Annotated in this window: 11 protein-coding genes and 1 tRNA gene; 7 read left to right on the top strand and 5 right to left on the bottom strand. The window is 70.4% G+C overall.

What is annotated here, in order from left to right; genetic code table 11:
• Positions 1 to 37 precede the first annotated feature (37 nt).
• The 3 genes from H9622_RS10700 to H9622_RS10690 form a co-directional block, all read right to left on the bottom strand.
• Positions 38 to 1,765 carry a bifunctional 3'-5' exonuclease/DNA polymerase gene (locus H9622_RS10700; RefSeq protein WP_191766378.1) on the bottom strand — a complete coding sequence of 576 codons (1,728 nt, stop codon included), beginning with the start codon at positions 1,763 to 1,765 and terminating at the stop codon, positions 38 to 40.
• 48 nt (positions 1,766 to 1,813) lie between these two features.
• Complete coding sequence (locus H9622_RS10695) at positions 1,814 to 2,545, bottom strand: zinc ribbon domain-containing protein (RefSeq protein ID WP_191766377.1); 732 nt, start codon at positions 2,543 to 2,545, stop codon at positions 1,814 to 1,816.
• Between the two features lie 46 nt (positions 2,546 to 2,591).
• Positions 2,592 to 2,664, bottom strand: a tRNA-Val gene (locus H9622_RS10690).
• 188 nt (positions 2,665 to 2,852) lie between these two features.
• On the opposite strand from H9622_RS10690, the gene aceE reads away from it, so the two are divergent.
• The 6 genes from aceE to H9622_RS10660 all read left to right on the top strand — a co-directional run bounded on the left by aceE (position 2,853) and on the right by H9622_RS10660 (position 10,487).
• On the top strand, positions 2,853 to 5,582 hold the full coding sequence (gene aceE, locus H9622_RS10685; protein ID WP_191766376.1) for a pyruvate dehydrogenase (acetyl-transferring), homodimeric type: 2,730 nt from the start codon (positions 2,853 to 2,855) through the stop codon (positions 5,580 to 5,582).
• A gap of 26 nt (positions 5,583 to 5,608) precedes the next feature.
• Positions 5,609 to 6,808: a PucR family transcriptional regulator gene (locus H9622_RS10680; protein ID WP_225221953.1), complete on the top strand. Its 1,200-nt coding sequence runs from the start codon at positions 5,609 to 5,611 to the stop codon at positions 6,806 to 6,808.
• A gap of 84 nt (positions 6,809 to 6,892) precedes the next feature.
• Positions 6,893 to 7,810, top strand: a complete 918-nt coding sequence (locus tag H9622_RS10675; protein WP_191766374.1) for an ACP S-malonyltransferase — start codon at positions 6,893 to 6,895, stop codon at positions 7,808 to 7,810.
• Between the two features lie 13 nt (positions 7,811 to 7,823).
• Positions 7,824 to 8,825, top strand: coding sequence for a beta-ketoacyl-ACP synthase III (locus H9622_RS10670; RefSeq protein ID WP_191766373.1), 1,002 nt, complete (start codon positions 7,824 to 7,826; stop codon positions 8,823 to 8,825).
• 73 nt (positions 8,826 to 8,898) lie between these two features.
• The gene (locus tag H9622_RS10665) at positions 8,899 to 9,147 is read left to right on the top strand and encodes an acyl carrier protein (RefSeq protein WP_191766372.1); all 249 of its coding nucleotides are present in this window, start codon (positions 8,899 to 8,901) and stop codon (positions 9,145 to 9,147) included.
• A gap of 101 nt (positions 9,148 to 9,248) precedes the next feature.
• Positions 9,249 to 10,487, top strand: a complete 1,239-nt coding sequence (locus H9622_RS10660; RefSeq protein WP_191766371.1) for a beta-ketoacyl-[acyl-carrier-protein] synthase family protein — start codon at positions 9,249 to 9,251, stop codon at positions 10,485 to 10,487.
• A gap of 201 nt (positions 10,488 to 10,688) precedes the next feature.
• Here the strand turns inward: H9622_RS10660 and H9622_RS10655 are convergent, their stop codons facing one another.
• Positions 10,689 to 11,192, bottom strand: a complete 504-nt coding sequence (locus H9622_RS10655) for a DUF3145 domain-containing protein (protein WP_191766370.1) — start codon at positions 11,190 to 11,192, stop codon at positions 10,689 to 10,691.
• A 197-nt stretch (positions 11,193 to 11,389) separates the two neighbouring features.
• Positions 11,390 to 12,163, bottom strand: a complete 774-nt coding sequence (locus H9622_RS10650) for a hypothetical protein (protein WP_191766369.1) — start codon at positions 12,161 to 12,163, stop codon at positions 11,390 to 11,392.
• A 202-nt stretch (positions 12,164 to 12,365) separates the two neighbouring features.
• On the opposite strand from H9622_RS10650, the gene H9622_RS10645 reads away from it, so the two are divergent.
• Entirely contained in the window at positions 12,366 to 14,387 is a 2,022-nt protein-coding gene (locus tag H9622_RS10645; RefSeq protein ID WP_191766368.1) for a DUF262 domain-containing protein, read from the top strand.
• Positions 14,388 to 14,395: the final 8 nt, after the last annotated feature.

Genomic DNA, 14,395 nt, shown 5'->3' with positions numbered 1-14,395 from the left:
TCGATTCTCCCACGCCGGCATGGGGTGCGTTCGCCACCTAGCCCTTGAGCGCCGAGTCGGCGATGTGCACGTCGAGCAGGAAGTCCACAGGGAAGTCGCCGAACAGCAGCCGTCCGGCCGCGGCCGCGGCATCCGTCACCGCCTGTGCAGCCGAGTCGGCGAGCGATGCCGGGGCATGCACGATGACCTCGTCGTGCAGGAAGAAGGCGAGGTGGGGGCGGCGGGCGAACACCGGTCCGGACCGCGACGCAGCCAGGTCCTCGACGACCGGAGGCATCGCGTGCAGGCGCGACCGCAGGTCGGCCATCCACGCCAGCGCCCACTCGGCGGCGGTGCCCTGCACCACGAAGTTGCGGGTGAAGCGGCCGCGGTCGCGCGCCCAGCGGCGTGCGCGGGTCTCGTCGGCTCCGGATGCCTCGGCCTCGGTCGCCTGGGACTGCGCGGCCGCCCATGCCTCCGACGGCGGCGGGGACGTGCGCCCGAGCCAGGTCGAGACCACGCCGCCGTCCTCTCCCGTGCGAGCGGCATCGTCGACGAGGCCCATCGCCCGCGGGTAGGCGCGACGCAGGCGCGGCATCAGCCGGCCCGACTCCCCCGTCGTCGCGCCGTACATCGCACCCAGGAGCGCGATCTTAGCCTGCTGGCGTGACGGAACCGCGCCGCTCTCGACGATGCCGGCGTACAGGTCGCGCCCGCGTGCGGCGGCGGCAAGAGCGGTGTCGCTCGACATCGCGGCGAGCACGCGCGGCTCGAGCTGAGCCACGTCGGCGACGACGAGCTTCCATCCGGGGTCGGCGCGCACGGCCTCGCGCAGCTGGCGCGGCAGCTGCAGGGCGCCACCGCCCGACGATGCCCAGCGCCCGGTGACCACGCCGCCCGGCACGAAAACCGGCCGGAAGCGTCCGCCGGCGACCCACTCGTCGAGCCACGCCCAGCCGTTGGCCGACAGCAGCCGCGCGAGCTTCTTGTACTCGAGCAGAGGATCGATGGCCGGATGCTGGTGCTCGGCGAGCTCCCACCGGCTGGTGGACTCCACCAGCACGCCCGCCCGGTGAAGCGACCTGAGGAGCTTCGGCTGCGAGTCGAGACTCGCGGTCGGATCGCCGAGCGCCGCGCGCACCCTCGCGGCGGCCGCGGCGAGCTTCTCGGGCTGCCCGCCGCCCGGCGGCCGCTCGCCGAGGAGGTCGACCAGGATGCGGTCGTGGGCCGCGGCATCCCACGGCAGTCCCGCTGCCCGCAGTTCCTCGGCGATCAGCGCTCCCGCCGACTCGGCGGCCAGGAGCAGCCGCAGCCGCGAGGGATCCGCGGAGCTCGCGACTGCGCCGCGCTGGCGCGCGAACTCGGCGAGCACCTCGTCCAGATCGTCGGGCGGACCGGCGGGCCGCTCCGCGCCGTCGAGGTCGAACAGCGCAGGCGCGGAGTCGGCGACCGCGACGAAGGGCGCGGCATCCCACCCTCCTGCTCCGCGCATCGCGCCTCGGACGACGTACGCCGACGAGCGGAGGATCGCGTGACACAAGCGCAGGTCGTGGCAGCGGCCGACCCGGACGCCCGCGCGCAGCAACGACGCGTACCACTGCGGGGTGTCGTTCCAGACCCAGCGCGGTGCGTCCGCGGCCTCGCGCTCGGCGACCCAGCCGGGCAGATCGGACGCGGTCAGCGGGTGACGGCCGGTCTCGGCGCCGTCTGCGTCGAGCAGCGCGGCTACCACGCCGCCGTCGGTGCGGCCGACGACGATCCAGCTCGGGGCGTCAGGCCGAGGCATCCGCTTCGCCACACGATCCCCCGTCGGCGTCGACGACGAGGCGCGGCGTCATATGCCGGATTCGTTCGTACGGACGAGGATGCAACCGCACTCCGGGCACGTCACGACAGTGTCTTCGGGGGTCTGCCGCACGACGTTGAGGTCGGTGCCCGACAGCACCATGTGGCAGCCCTCGCACGTGCGCGCCCGGAGGAAGGCGGCACCGGGGCTGCGCGTGGCGAGCTTGTCGTACAGGCCGAGGAGGTCTGCCGGCACCTCGCCGGCGAGGGCGGCGCGGTCGCGGGAAGCCGCCTCGAAGGCAGCGGTCGCCTCGGCGACGACGCGCTTGCCCTCGGCGCTGAGCTCGGCGCCCTGGGCGTTCGTCTCGGCGATGAGGGCCTCCTGCTCGGCGACCGCGGCCTCGGCCTCCTCGAGCCGCTCCATCACCTCGAGCTCGGCGTCTTCGAGGTCGCTCTTGCGCCGGGCCAGCGAAGCGAGCTCGCTCTCGAGCCCCTGCGCCTCCTTGGAGTTGCTCGAGGTCGCGAGGCGCTCGGCGTCGCGGGCGCTGCGCGCGTCGACGACCGCGACGTCGGACTCGATGCGCGCCAGCTCCGTGCGGAGGTCGTCGCGCGCGCCGAGCCGCACGGAGAGCTCCTGAGTGAGCGTCTGGCGGTGGGCGAGGAGCTCGTGCACCTTCGCCGCCTGCGGCGGGTTCTTGCGGGCGTGGTCGGCGTGACGGATACGGGCATCGAGCTCGGCGACCTCGACGAGGCGGCGCTGGTCGGCGGGGCTGGCGTTCACGCCCTCCAACCTACCCCGGGCATCGACACCTCGGTCGTGAAGACGGTGGGCCCTGCCGGGATCGAACCGACGACATCCACGGTGTAAACGTGGCGCTCTACCAGCTGAGCTAAAGGCCCTCGTCGTTCAGTCTAAGGTCGGGGCCTCGCGCCCGAACGCCTGCTCATCGCCTCGTGCTCGCAAACGGCGTCCGCTGGACCCACGACTCGCTAGGCTGGAGGATGGTGCGTTGTACAGGGCCGACAAAGGCCTGTCCGCTCCGGTAGCGATTACCTGGCACGATCTGCCAGACGACGAAAGGTCATCTGTGACTGTCAACGATCAGGATCCGTACTCGCAGGAACCCCTCGACAGCGATCCCGACGAGACCTCCGAGTGGCAGGAATCCCTGCAGCAGCTCGTTCAGGCGAAGGGCCATGGTCGTGGCCGCGAGATCATGCTCAGCCTCCTGCAGACCTCGCACGAGCTGCAGTTGAACGTGCCGCAGGTCCCCACCACGGACTACATCAACACCATCGCGCCCGACAACGAGCCCGAGTTCCCCGGCGACGAGGAGCTCGAGCGCCGGTACCGGCGCTGGCTGCGCTGGAACGCGGCGATCACCGTGCACCGCGCGCAGCGACCCGGAATCGGCGTGGGCGGGCACATCTCGACGTACGCGTCGTCCGCCTCGCTCTACGAGGTCGGCTTCAACCACTTCTTCCGCGGGCTCGACGACCCGACCGGCGGCGACCAGATCTTCATCCAGGGTCACGCCTCCCCCGGCATCTACGCGCGCTCCTTCCTGGAGGGGCGTCTCTCCGAGACGCAGCTCGACGGCTTCCGTCAGGAGAAGTCGAAGGCGCCCGACGGAATCCCCTCGTACCCGCACCCGCGGCTCATGCCGGAGTACTGGCAGTTCCCGACGGTCTCCATGGGTCTCGGTCCGATCAACGCCATCTATCAGGCGATGTCGAACAAGTACCTCACCAATCGCGGCATCAAGGACCTGTCGGACTCGCGCGTGTGGGCCTTCCTCGGCGACGGCGAGATGGACGAGGTCGAGAGCCGCGGCCAGCTCCAGGTCGCGGCGAACGAGGGTCTCGACAACCTGACCTTCGTCGTCAACTGCAACCTGCAGCGCCTGGACGGCCCGGTCCGCGGCAACGGCAAGATCATCCAGGAGCTCGAGAGCTTCTTCCGCGGCGCAGGGTGGAACGTCATCAAGGTGGTCTGGGGCAGCGGCTGGGACGAGCTGCTCGCGAAGGACACCGACGGCGCGCTCGTTCACCTCATGAACACCACGCCCGACGGCGACTTCCAGACGTACCGCGCCGAGGACGGCGCCTTCATCCGCGAGCACTTCTTCGGGCGCGACGAGCGCACGGCGGCGCTGGTGAAGGACTGGTCCGACGAGGACATCTGGGGCAACCTGCGTCGCGGCGGTCTCGACTACCGCAAGGTCTACGCGGCCTACAAGGCGGCCACCGAGCACAAGGGGCAGCCGACCGTCATCCTGGCGAAGACGATCAAGGGCTACGGCCTGGGTCACCACTTCGAGGGCCGCAACGCGACCCACCAGATGAAGAAGATGACGCTGCAGGACCTCAAGTACTTCCGGGACTCGATGCGCATCCCGATCACCGACGAGCAGCTCGACGAGAACCCGTACCTGCCGCCGTACTACAACCCCGGTCCGCAGGACGAGACGATCCAGTACATGCTGGAGCGCCGCCGCGAGCTGGGCGGCTTCCTGCCGGAGCGCCGCACGCACCACGTCGGCCTGCAGCTCCCCGGCGACGAGGCGTACGCGCTCCCGAAGAAGGGCTCGGGCACACAGGAGATCGCCACGACGATGGCGTTCGTCCGTCTGCTCAAGGACCTCCTGCGGGCGAAGGACTTCGGTCACCGCATCGTCCCGATCATCCCCGACGAGGCGCGCACGTTCGGCATGGACGCGTACTTCCCGACGGCGAAGATCTACAACCCGCACGGCCAGAACTACACCTCGGTCGACCGTGAGCTGCTCCTCGCCTACAAGGAGAGCCCGCAGGGCCAGATCGTGCATGTCGGCATCAACGAGGCCGGCGCCCTCGCGGCGTTCACCGCGGCGGGCACGTCGTACTCGACGCACGGCGAGCCGCTGATCCCGGTGTACGTCTTCTACTCGATGTTCGGCTTCCAGCGCACCGGCGACGCCCAGTGGGCGGCCGGCGACCAGATGGCGCGCGGCTTCATCATCGGAGCGACCGCCGGACGCACGACATTGACGGGTGAGGGCCTCCAGCACGCCGACGGCCACTCGCAGCTGCTCGCCTCTACGAATCCCGCGACGGTGTCGTACGACCCCGCCTACGGCTACGAGATCGCGCACATCGTGCGCTCGGGCATCGAGCGCATGTACGGCGGCAACCACCCCGACCCGAATGTCATGTACTACCTGACGGTGTACAACGAGCCGCTCGTGCAGCCGGCCGAGCCGGAGGGCGTGGACGTCGACGGCATCGTGCGCGGCATCCACCGCATCTCGTCGCCCGAGGGCGACGGCCCCCGCGCACAGCTCCTCGCGTCGGGCGTCGGCGTGCCGTGGGCGCTCGAGGCGCAGCAGCTGCTGCGCGACGACTGGGGCGTGCAGGCCGACGTGTGGTCGGTCACGTCGTGGACCGAGCTGCGCCGTGACGGCCTCGCCGCCGACGAGCACAACTTCCTCCACCCGGACGAAGAGCCGCGCACCGCGTATATCACCGAGAAGCTGCGCGACACCCCCGGTCCGGTGGTGGCCGTCAGCGACTTCATGCACGCGGTCCAGGACCAGATCCGCCCGTGGGTGGAGCACCGCTTCGTCACGCTCGGCGCCGACGGCTTCGGCTTCTCCGACACCCGTGCCGCAGCGCGTCGCTACTTCAAGATCGACGGTCCGTCGATCGTGGTGCGGACGCTCCAGGCGCTGGCTGCGGACGGCACCGTCGATCGCGGGCTGGCGGCGCAGGCCATCGAGAAGTACCGCCTGCACGACGTGACCGCGGGCACGAGCGGAAACGCCGGCGGCGAGAGCTGACCGGCGCGATGCCCGCCCCCTCGTCGATGGACAAGACCGATACGCTCGCCTGGCTGCGGCGCATCTCGGGTGACCTCGCGACGGCGACCATCAAGCGGCTGGAGGAGACCCTCCCCTGGTACGCCGATATGCCGCCGGCGCGCCGGTCGGCCGTCGGCCTGGTCGCGCAGGCGGGCATCACGTCGTTCATCTCGTGGTACGAGGATCCGACTTCGACGCCCTGGATCGCCGCCGACATCTTCGCGGCCGCGCCGCGGGAGCTGCTGCGCAGCGTGAGCCTGCAGCAGACACTGCAGCTCATCCGCGTCACGGTCGAGATCACCGAGGAGCGGGTCGCCGGAAAGGGCGAGCACCTCCGCGAGGCGATCCTGCTCTACTCGCGCGATGTCGCCTTCGCAGCCGCCGACGTGTATGCGCGCGCCGCCGAGGCGCGAGGACTGTGGGATGCCCGCCTCGAGGCGCTCGTCGTCGACTCGATCCTCACCGGCGAGGCCGATGAGGAGCTGCCCAGCCGGATCGCCGCGCTGGGGTGGCACGGCCACGGCGAAGTCGCCGTGCTCGTAGGCACCACGCCGCCGCAGTTCGACATCGACCAGCTGCGGCGCACCGCCCGCAAGCTCGGCGTCGACGTGCTCATCGGTGTGCAGGGCTCGCGGCTCGTGCTCGTCGTGGGACGCTCCGAGTCGGCGACCCGCCCCGACGACGTCGCCGCCGATCTGCCCTTCACGGAGATCGCGCGGCGGCTCGAGCCCGGGTTCGGCCCGGGCTTCCTCGTGCTCGGTCCGACCGTTCCGGCTCTCGTCGACGCGGGCCAGAGCGCCCGCGCCGCGCTGGCGGGCTTCGCCGTCGCCCGCGCGTGGCGCCACGCGCCGCGTCCCGTCGAGGCCGACGACCTGCTTCCCGAGCGCGCGCTCGCGGGTGACCCGCTCGCGAAGCTGACGCTGGTCGACCGCATCTACCGCCCGCTGCAGTCGCACAGCGCAGATCTGGTCGCCACGCTGTGGAGCTACCTCGACAACGGACGATCGCTCGAGGCGACCGCCCGTGAGCTGTTCGTGCATCCGAACACTGTGCGCTACCGGCTCAAGCGCGTCTCGGAGGTGATCGGCTGGGATGCCACGGGCCCGCGTGAGGCGCTGATCCTCCAGACGGCGCTCATCCTGGGCTCGATCGGCACCGACGCGACCCGCCGACGCGCGCCTTCTTCGCGCCGAAGCGCCCCCTGATCTGTACAGGTCTCACAAAGCTCCTTCGCATTTCTGTGCGGGGATCGCCAGAAGGCGCACGATGATCCTTGAAAGGATGGACGAGTGAGAATCGCCGTCTTCCCCGGGCAGGGCTCCCAGTCCCCCGGCTTCCTGTCCCCCTGGCTCTCCGTCGACGGCACCGCCGAACGCCTCGCGGCCTACTCCGAGTGGTCCGGCGTCGACCTCGTCGCCGCCGGCACCGAATGGGATGCCGACCGGATCCGCGACACGCAGGTGGCCCAGCCGCTCATCGTCGCGGCCAGCCTCCTTTCGTGGAACGCGCTCCCCGATCGTGACGCCGTCGCCGGTGTCGCCGGCCACTCCGTGGGCGAGTTCGCCGCAGCCGCGGCCTCGGGCATCCTGTCCGAGGAGGACGCCCTGCGCCTCGTCGGCATCCGCGGACGTGCCATGGCCGAAGCCGCAGCAGCAGAGCAGACCGGCATGAGCGCCGTCATCGGCGGGGACGAGGCATCCGTCGTCTCCCGGCTCGAAGAGCTCGGCCTCACCCCCGCCAACTACAACGGCGGCGGCCAGCTCGTGGCCGCCGGTGCGCTCGACGCCCTCGCCGCCCTCACCGCCGAGCCGCCCGCCGCCACCCGGGTCATCCCGCTCCAGGTCGCCGGCGCCTTCCACACCCGCTACATGGCGCCCGCGGTAGAGACGCTGCGCAGCGCCGCGGCACAGGTCGCGGCATCCGATCCCCGCATCACGATCTGGAGCAACCGCGACGGCGCGGCCGTCGGCTCCGGCCCGGCATTCGTCGAACTGCTCGTCGACCAGGTGGCCTCGCCGGTGCGCTGGGATCTCTGCATGGCGTCTTTCGCAGCCGAGGGTGTGTCGGGCATCGTGGAGTTGTCGCCCGCGGGTACGCTCACGGGGCTCGCCAAGCGGGCCCTGCGCGGCACTCCCGCCGTCGCCGTCAAGACACCCGACGACCTCCAGGCTGCAGCCGCTCTGCTGAGCGCCTCGGCCGATGCATGACCGGAGAATCCGCATGACCCCCACACTCGTCCAGCCCACCGGGCCCGCCCACACGCGCATCTACTCCTACGGAGCCGCGCGCGGTGAGATCGCCGTGCCCAACGACGACCTCGTCGGGCCCATCGACTCCAGCGACGAGTGGATCCGCCAGCGCACCGGCATCATCACCCGCACCCGCGCGGTCGCCGGGACCACCGCGATCGACCTGGCGACCGACGCCGGCCGCGAGGCGATCGAGCGCTCGGGCGTGGACCCCGCGAAGATCGACGCCGTCATCGTCGCGACGATCAGCAACCCCAAGCAGACGCCCTCGGTGTCGGCGATCGTGGCCGACCGCGTCGGATCGAACCCGGCCGCCGCCTACGACCTCAACGCCGCCTGCGCCGGCTTCGCCTACGGCGTCGCCCAGGCCGACGCCCTGATCCGCGCCGGCGCCGCGCACTACGCCCTCGTGATCGGAACCGAGAAGCTCAGCGACGTCGTCGACCCCGCCGACCGCAGCATCTCGTTCCTGCTCGGCGACGGCGCCGGAGCGGTCGTCATCGGCCCGAGCGACACGCCCGGCATCGGCCCGACCGTGTGGGGCTCCGACGGCTCGAAGGCCGAAGCGGTGGGCATGAACCACACGCTCACCGAGTTCCGCGACGGCACGGCGCCGTGGCCGACCCTGCGCCAGGAGGGCCCGACCGTCTTCCGCTGGGCCGTCTGGGAGATGGTCAAGGTCGCACGCCAGGCCCTCGAGGCTGCCGGGGTGCAGGCATCCGATCTGGCGGCCTTCGTGCCCCACCAGGCCAACATGCGCATCATCGACGAATTCGCCAAGCAGCTGGGCCTGCCCGACACGGTGGTCGTCGGTCGCGACATCGAGACGACGGGCAACACGTCGGCCGCCTCGATCCCGCTGGCCACGCACCGTCTGCTCGAGGAGCACCCCGAGCTGAGCGGCGGTCTCGCCTTGCAGATCGGCTTCGGCGCCGGACTCGTGTTCGGCGCCCAGGTCGTCGTGCTCCCCTGAGCCCTCTGCGCCCCGACCCTAGACTTGAGCCGGACCACCCGGTTCGCGAACCCCGAAGAAACAGGAGAAACCCATGGCATTCAGCAGCGACGAGGTCCTTGCCGGACTCGCCGAGCTCATCACCGACGAGACGGGCATTTCGGCCGACGAGGTTGCGCTCGAGAAGTCGTTCACGGACGACCTCGACATCGACTCCATCTCGATGATGACGATCGTCGTGAACGCCGAGGAGAAGTTCGGCGTCACCATCCCGGACGACGAGGTCAAGAACCTCAAGACCGTCGGCGACGCCGTCACCTACATCACGTCGAACCAGGCGTAAGCACCATTCCTGTGGGGCGCCGCCCCATACCCCGGCTTGCTGACGCAGGCCACGGTGGGGGCGCACAGCCCCCACCGGCCATCTACGAGGACTCCATCCCCATGAGCACACCCCGAATCGTCGTCACCGGCATCGGCGCATCCACCCCGCTGGGCGGCACCGCGCCCGAGAGCTGGTCGGCCCTCCTCGGCGGGACCTCCGGCACCCACACGCTCGAGTACGACTGGGTGGAGGAGTACCAGATCCCGGTGACCTTCGCCGCCGAGGCCACGGTGCGTCCCGACACCGTCCTCGACCGTCCGGTCGCCAACCGTCTCGACCCGTCCGCGCAGTTCGCGCTGGTGGCGGCACAGGAGGCGTGGGCGGATGCCGGAAAGCCCGAGGTCGATCCGGAGCGCTTCGGCGTCGATTTCGCCACGGGCATCGGCGGGCTGCAGACGACGCTCGCCGCGTGGGACGTGCTCAAGACGAAGGGACCGCGGCGCGTCATGCCGATGAGCGTCCCGATGCTCATGCCGAACGCGCCGGCGGCCGCGGTGTCGATGCACCTCGGTGCACGCGCCTACGCGCGCACCGTCGCCTCCGCCTGCGCGTCGAGCACCGAGTCGATCGTGAACGCGGTCGACGCGCTGCGGGCCGGCCACGCCGACGTGATCATCGCCGGCGGTTCGGAGGCCGTGATCCACGGCCTCACGCTTGCGGCGTTCGCGGCGATGCAGGCTCTCTCCAGGCGAAACGACTCCCCCGAGACCGCCTCGCGCCCGTACAGCGTCGATCGCGACGGGTTCGTCATGGGCGAGGGCGCGGCGTGCCTCGTGCTCGAGACCGAGGAGCACGCGAAGGCCCGCGGCGCCAGGATCTACGCCGAGGTCGCCGGCGGCGGCGTCACGGCCGACTCGTATCACATCACCGCTCCCGAGCCGGAGGGTCTCGGCGCCTCGCGCGCCGTGCGTCTCGCGCTCGAGGCCGCGGGCGCGACGCCCGACGACGTCACCCACATCAATGCGCACGCGACGTCGACCCCCACGGGCGACATCGCCGAGTACAAGGCGCTCCTGAGCGTGTTCGGCGACCGCGTGCACGACATCCCGGTGTCGGCCACCAAGGCCTCGACCGGCCACCTCCTCGGCGGCACCGGCGCGCTCGAGGCGATCTTCACGATCCTCGCGCTGCGCGACCGCGTCGCTCCGCCGACCATCAACATCTCGACCCAGGATCCCGAGATCCCGCTCAAGGTGTCGGGCGAGGCGCAGCCGCTGGGCGACGGCCCGCAGCTCGCGATCAGCAACTCGTTCGGCTTCGGCGGCCACAACGCCGTCGTCGCATTCCGCTCGGTCTGACGCCGGATCCGACGCGGCGCCGCACCGGCATACGCGAAGACGCCCCCGGGAAGCCTCCGGGGGCGTCTGTCGTGTCAGGCGGCGGTTCGCCCTCCCGCTGCCCGGGTCACTTCTCTCCGAGCCTCGGTGGCGGCGCCTCGAGCCGCCTGAGTCTGTGAAGTTGTGGATGCCGCGTCCGGCGTCGCAGGGCGAAACCTCGCCTCAGCCGACCTTGTGCAGCCAGACGACAGGTGCGTCGTCGCTCGCGTGACGGAAGGCCTCGAGTTCTTCGTCCCAGGCTGCCCCGAGCGCGACCTGCAGTTCACGGTGCAGTTCGACGGCGCTGCCGCCCGAGACCTCCATGGCGTAGCGGATGCGGTCCTCGCCGATCACCACGTTGCCCGCGGTGTCGGTCTGCGCGTAGTGGATGCCGAGTCCCGGCGTGTGCAGCCAGCGGCCGCCGTCACTGCGCGGGGTGGGGTCTTCGGTCACCTCGAAGCGCAGGTGCTCCCACCCGCGGATCGCGGTGGCGAGCGCCGCGCCGGTGCCGGCGGTGCCCTCCCAGTAGAACTCCGCGCGCCGCGCACCGTGCAGCACCGGCTGGTCGGCCCAGTCGAAGCTGACCGCTCGGCCCAGGGCACGACCGATCGCCCACTCGAGGTGGGGGCACAATGCTCGTGGCGCGGAGTGAATGAAGATCACTCCACGCGCCTGTGGTGTCGCCATGATCTCTCCGTTTCATCAGGTACGTCTTCCCCAACGACCTGTGCACGGATGTCCGGCGGTGTATTCGGTTGTGCTGTCGCCATTATCACCCACCGGCAGGGTGAATCACAAGGATGTGATTAGGCCGTGTCGCAGCATCCCTCCACGACGAAGGCCCCGGCTGCTGAGCCGGGGCCTTCGAGAGCGGGTGGAGCCGATCAGGCCTCGCTCATGACATTCACCGCAGCCTGGCCCTTGGCGGCGTAGTAGGCGGCGCGGGCGGCGTCCTTGCGGGCCTGCTCGGCGTAGCCGGCCTCGAGCACGTCCTGCGGGACGTGGACGCTCTCGACGTGGTTCACGCCGTGGTACTTCTCGATGTACGCGTCCAGTTCGGGACCGGAGGTCCACGAGGTGATGAGGCAGTAGCGCGGCTCGGTGCCGATGTGCGTCGCCGCGTGCCACAGGCGCTGCGTGTCGATGATGAGCTGCGCGCCGGCGGGGAGGGCGATGCGCACCTCGCCCTCGGGGTCGGTGCGGTTCTCGCGGAGGACGAAGAAGCTGTCCTTGTCGTCGGTCAGGTTGAAGAAGCCGCGGACCACCCAGCCCGTGCCGTCCGGGTTGAGACGGTTGTTGTCGTCCTGGTGAAGGTTGTAGAGGGTCTCACCGTAGGGAGTCGGCTGCAGTTCGATGACGCGGCAGCGACCGACGTTCGCGCCCGGCTCCTGCGCGCGGCGCGTGAGATTCGGGGCCTTCTCGACCTGCGAGTCGATCCAGACGCCGTCCTTGTCGGTGCGCGGCGGCTTGTGGTTCCAGAAGCCGTTGCACTCGATGTCGCCGAATGCGCTGGCGAGCGGCGCGAAGCGCGTGTCGCCCGACGACTTCCAGTCGTTGTACTCGATGTCGAGCCACTCCTTGGGGTCGAGCTCCTGGTTGTAGCGGTCGAGGACGACGTAGCCGGTCTCCTCGAGAGCGGCGGACTTGATGTAACCCATGACGGATTGCCTTTCGGTCAGCGGGCCAGCACGTTTTAACAGGCCCAACTAAGGCAAGCCTACCTTGGAGGCTCTCGGCGGCCCCTGGACGGGACCGTGAATAACGGATGCCTCAGGCACGGCCGATTAGACTCGTGATCGGCGTGTCCGGGGGCCGATCGGCCCCCGCGCCACGACAGCTTCGAAGGAGCGTATCCGGGCGATGGTCAGGGCCACCAATGTCGACGCGACCGCGGTCAACACGATCCGCTGGCTCTCGGCAGGCGACTGGACCATCGTCGTCCCGGTCTATCAGCGGCAGTACCGCTGGGACATCGGCGCGTGCGAGCAGCTGCTGTCCGACATCCGCGAGGTCGCCGATCTCGACGACCGCCACATGCACTTCATCGGGTCGATCCTGTCATCGACCACCGCCGGCGACCAGCCCGAACTCGTCCTCATCGACGGGCAGCAGCGGATCACGACGATCATGCTCCTCGTCGCCGCCCTGCAGCACACGGTCCGCGAGAGCGACCCGGGATTGGCCGCCGAGCTCGCCCGCGTCCTCGTGCAGCCGCACGACGCGGACGCGACGAAGCTGCGTCCGCACCGGGCGTGGGCGGAGGTGTTCGAGGACGTCGTCCTGGACCGCCGCGGCGAGGGCGACGGCGCGCGAGACTCGCGCTTCGACGACAACTACGCCTTCTTCCGCAGCCAGATCAGCGCGGATGAGGCCCCGCACATCTGGCGAGGCCTGCAGAAGCTGGAGCACGTCGCCATCACCCTGCGGGCCGGCGCGAACGCGCAGCAGATCTTCGAGAGCCTCAACTCGACGGGCGAGCCGCTGCGCGACCACGAGCTCATCCACAACTACGTGCTGATGGGGCTCTCGCACGACGAACAGCGAGAGGTCGAGGCGGAGTACTGGCTCCCGATCGAGCGCAACACCGGCGACTCGATCGCCGAGTTCTGGCGTCAGTACCTGATCATGACGACGGGCCGCGAGGTTGTCGTCGCGCGCAGCCGCGGCGTGTACGACACCTTCCGGCAGGTCTTCCCGCGACTCGAGATCGACGACCTCCGGAGCCACGCCGCCGAGTGGCGGGGGTACTCCGCGATCTATCGTGTGCTGCTCGAGCCGGAGAGGGAGACGGATGCCGCGGTCTCGCGCCATCTCGGTCACCTCGGCGTCTTCGGCACGGCAGTCCGCCCGCTCGTCATGCGCGTGTACCGAGACTGGCGCGAAGGCGCGCTGGAACGGGCGGACCTGATCCGCACGCTGGAGCACCTGCAGGCGCTCCTTCTGCGCCGAACCGTGGCCGGCCTCGACAACGACCGGCTCGTCGCACGCCTGATCCGCGCCCGCGAGGGCGGTGAGGCCGATCTCGTCACCGCCATCTCGCGCATCACCCCGTCCGACGAGCGCATCCGCGCCGCCCTCAAGTACTCCGAGCTGCCGCACGCGGCGTACGTGCTGGGGCGCCTCGCGGGCGTCGACGGTGGGGCGCCACTCGACGTCGAGCACATCGTCCCGCTGTCGCCGTCGGAGTCGTGGTCGGGAGACGGCGTGCGCGCGTGGTCCGAGTACAGCGAAGACGAGCAGAACAGCCACCGCGCCCTCGCCACGACGCTCGGCAACCTGACCCTCCTCGAAGAGGAGCTGTCCCTCCGCGCGTTCGACGCGTCATTCCCCGAGAAGCGGGCGGTCTACGGTCGCAGCGCCGTCGGCCTCACCTCGGACCTCGCCCAGCGCGAGAGCTGGGGCACCGCCGCGATCGCCGAGCGGTCCGCGACCCTGGGGCAGCGCTTCGTCGAGATCTGGGCGCGACCAGGCGCCACGCTCATCGACGACGACGGTCTCACGCCGATCCTCGATGCCGTGCACCGGCGGGGATGGCCGCGCGGCTGGGAGCGCGAGTGGGACTACGTCGAGTACCGCGGCGAGCACTGGGAGGTGCCCGACGTGAAGTACCTCTTCAACCGCGTGTTCAAGCGCCTGTGGGCGGATGCCCGTCCTGCCGTCGTCGCCTACAGCGCGCGACGCGGCGGGCCCGTGTACACCGCGCAGTCGTGGAACGGCCAGTGGGACCGCCTCGACGACGACACCTGGCTCTACATGGGGTGGGACTCGAGCTACATGCTCAGTGCGGTCCAGGGCCTCCTCGAAGAGGCGGGCATCGCGGCGGAGGTCTTCGTGAAGTACTCCTACATCGGCACGGCGATGAACAAGGTGTCCGGGCGTTAGGCTCGGTC

The organism is Microbacterium gallinarum, from assembly GCF_014837165.1.
GTDB lineage: Bacteria > Actinomycetota > Actinomycetes > Actinomycetales > Microbacteriaceae > Microbacterium > Microbacterium gallinarum.
This window is presented reverse-complemented; position numbering and strand designations above follow the sequence as displayed.

Coding starts and splice junctions, on each gene's coding strand:
- H9622_RS10700 (WP_191766378.1), bottom strand. CDS start 1,765: ATGCCTCGGCCTGACGCCCCGAGCTGGATCGTCGTCGGCCGCACCGAC.
- H9622_RS10680 (WP_225221953.1), top strand. CDS start 5,609: ATGGACAAGACCGATACGCTCGCCTGGCTGCGGCGCATCTCGGGTGAC.
- H9622_RS10670 (WP_191766373.1), top strand. CDS start 7,824: ATGACCCCCACACTCGTCCAGCCCACCGGGCCCGCCCACACGCGCATC.
- H9622_RS10665 (WP_191766372.1), top strand. CDS start 8,899: ATGGCATTCAGCAGCGACGAGGTCCTTGCCGGACTCGCCGAGCTCATC.
- H9622_RS10660 (WP_191766371.1), top strand. CDS start 9,249: ATGAGCACACCCCGAATCGTCGTCACCGGCATCGGCGCATCCACCCCG.
- H9622_RS10655 (WP_191766370.1), bottom strand. CDS start 11,192: ATGGCGACACCACAGGCGCGTGGAGTGATCTTCATTCACTCCGCGCCA.
- H9622_RS10650 (WP_191766369.1), bottom strand. CDS start 12,163: ATGGGTTACATCAAGTCCGCCGCTCTCGAGGAGACCGGCTACGTCGTC.
- H9622_RS10645 (WP_191766368.1), top strand. CDS start 12,366: ATGGTCAGGGCCACCAATGTCGACGCGACCGCGGTCAACACGATCCGC.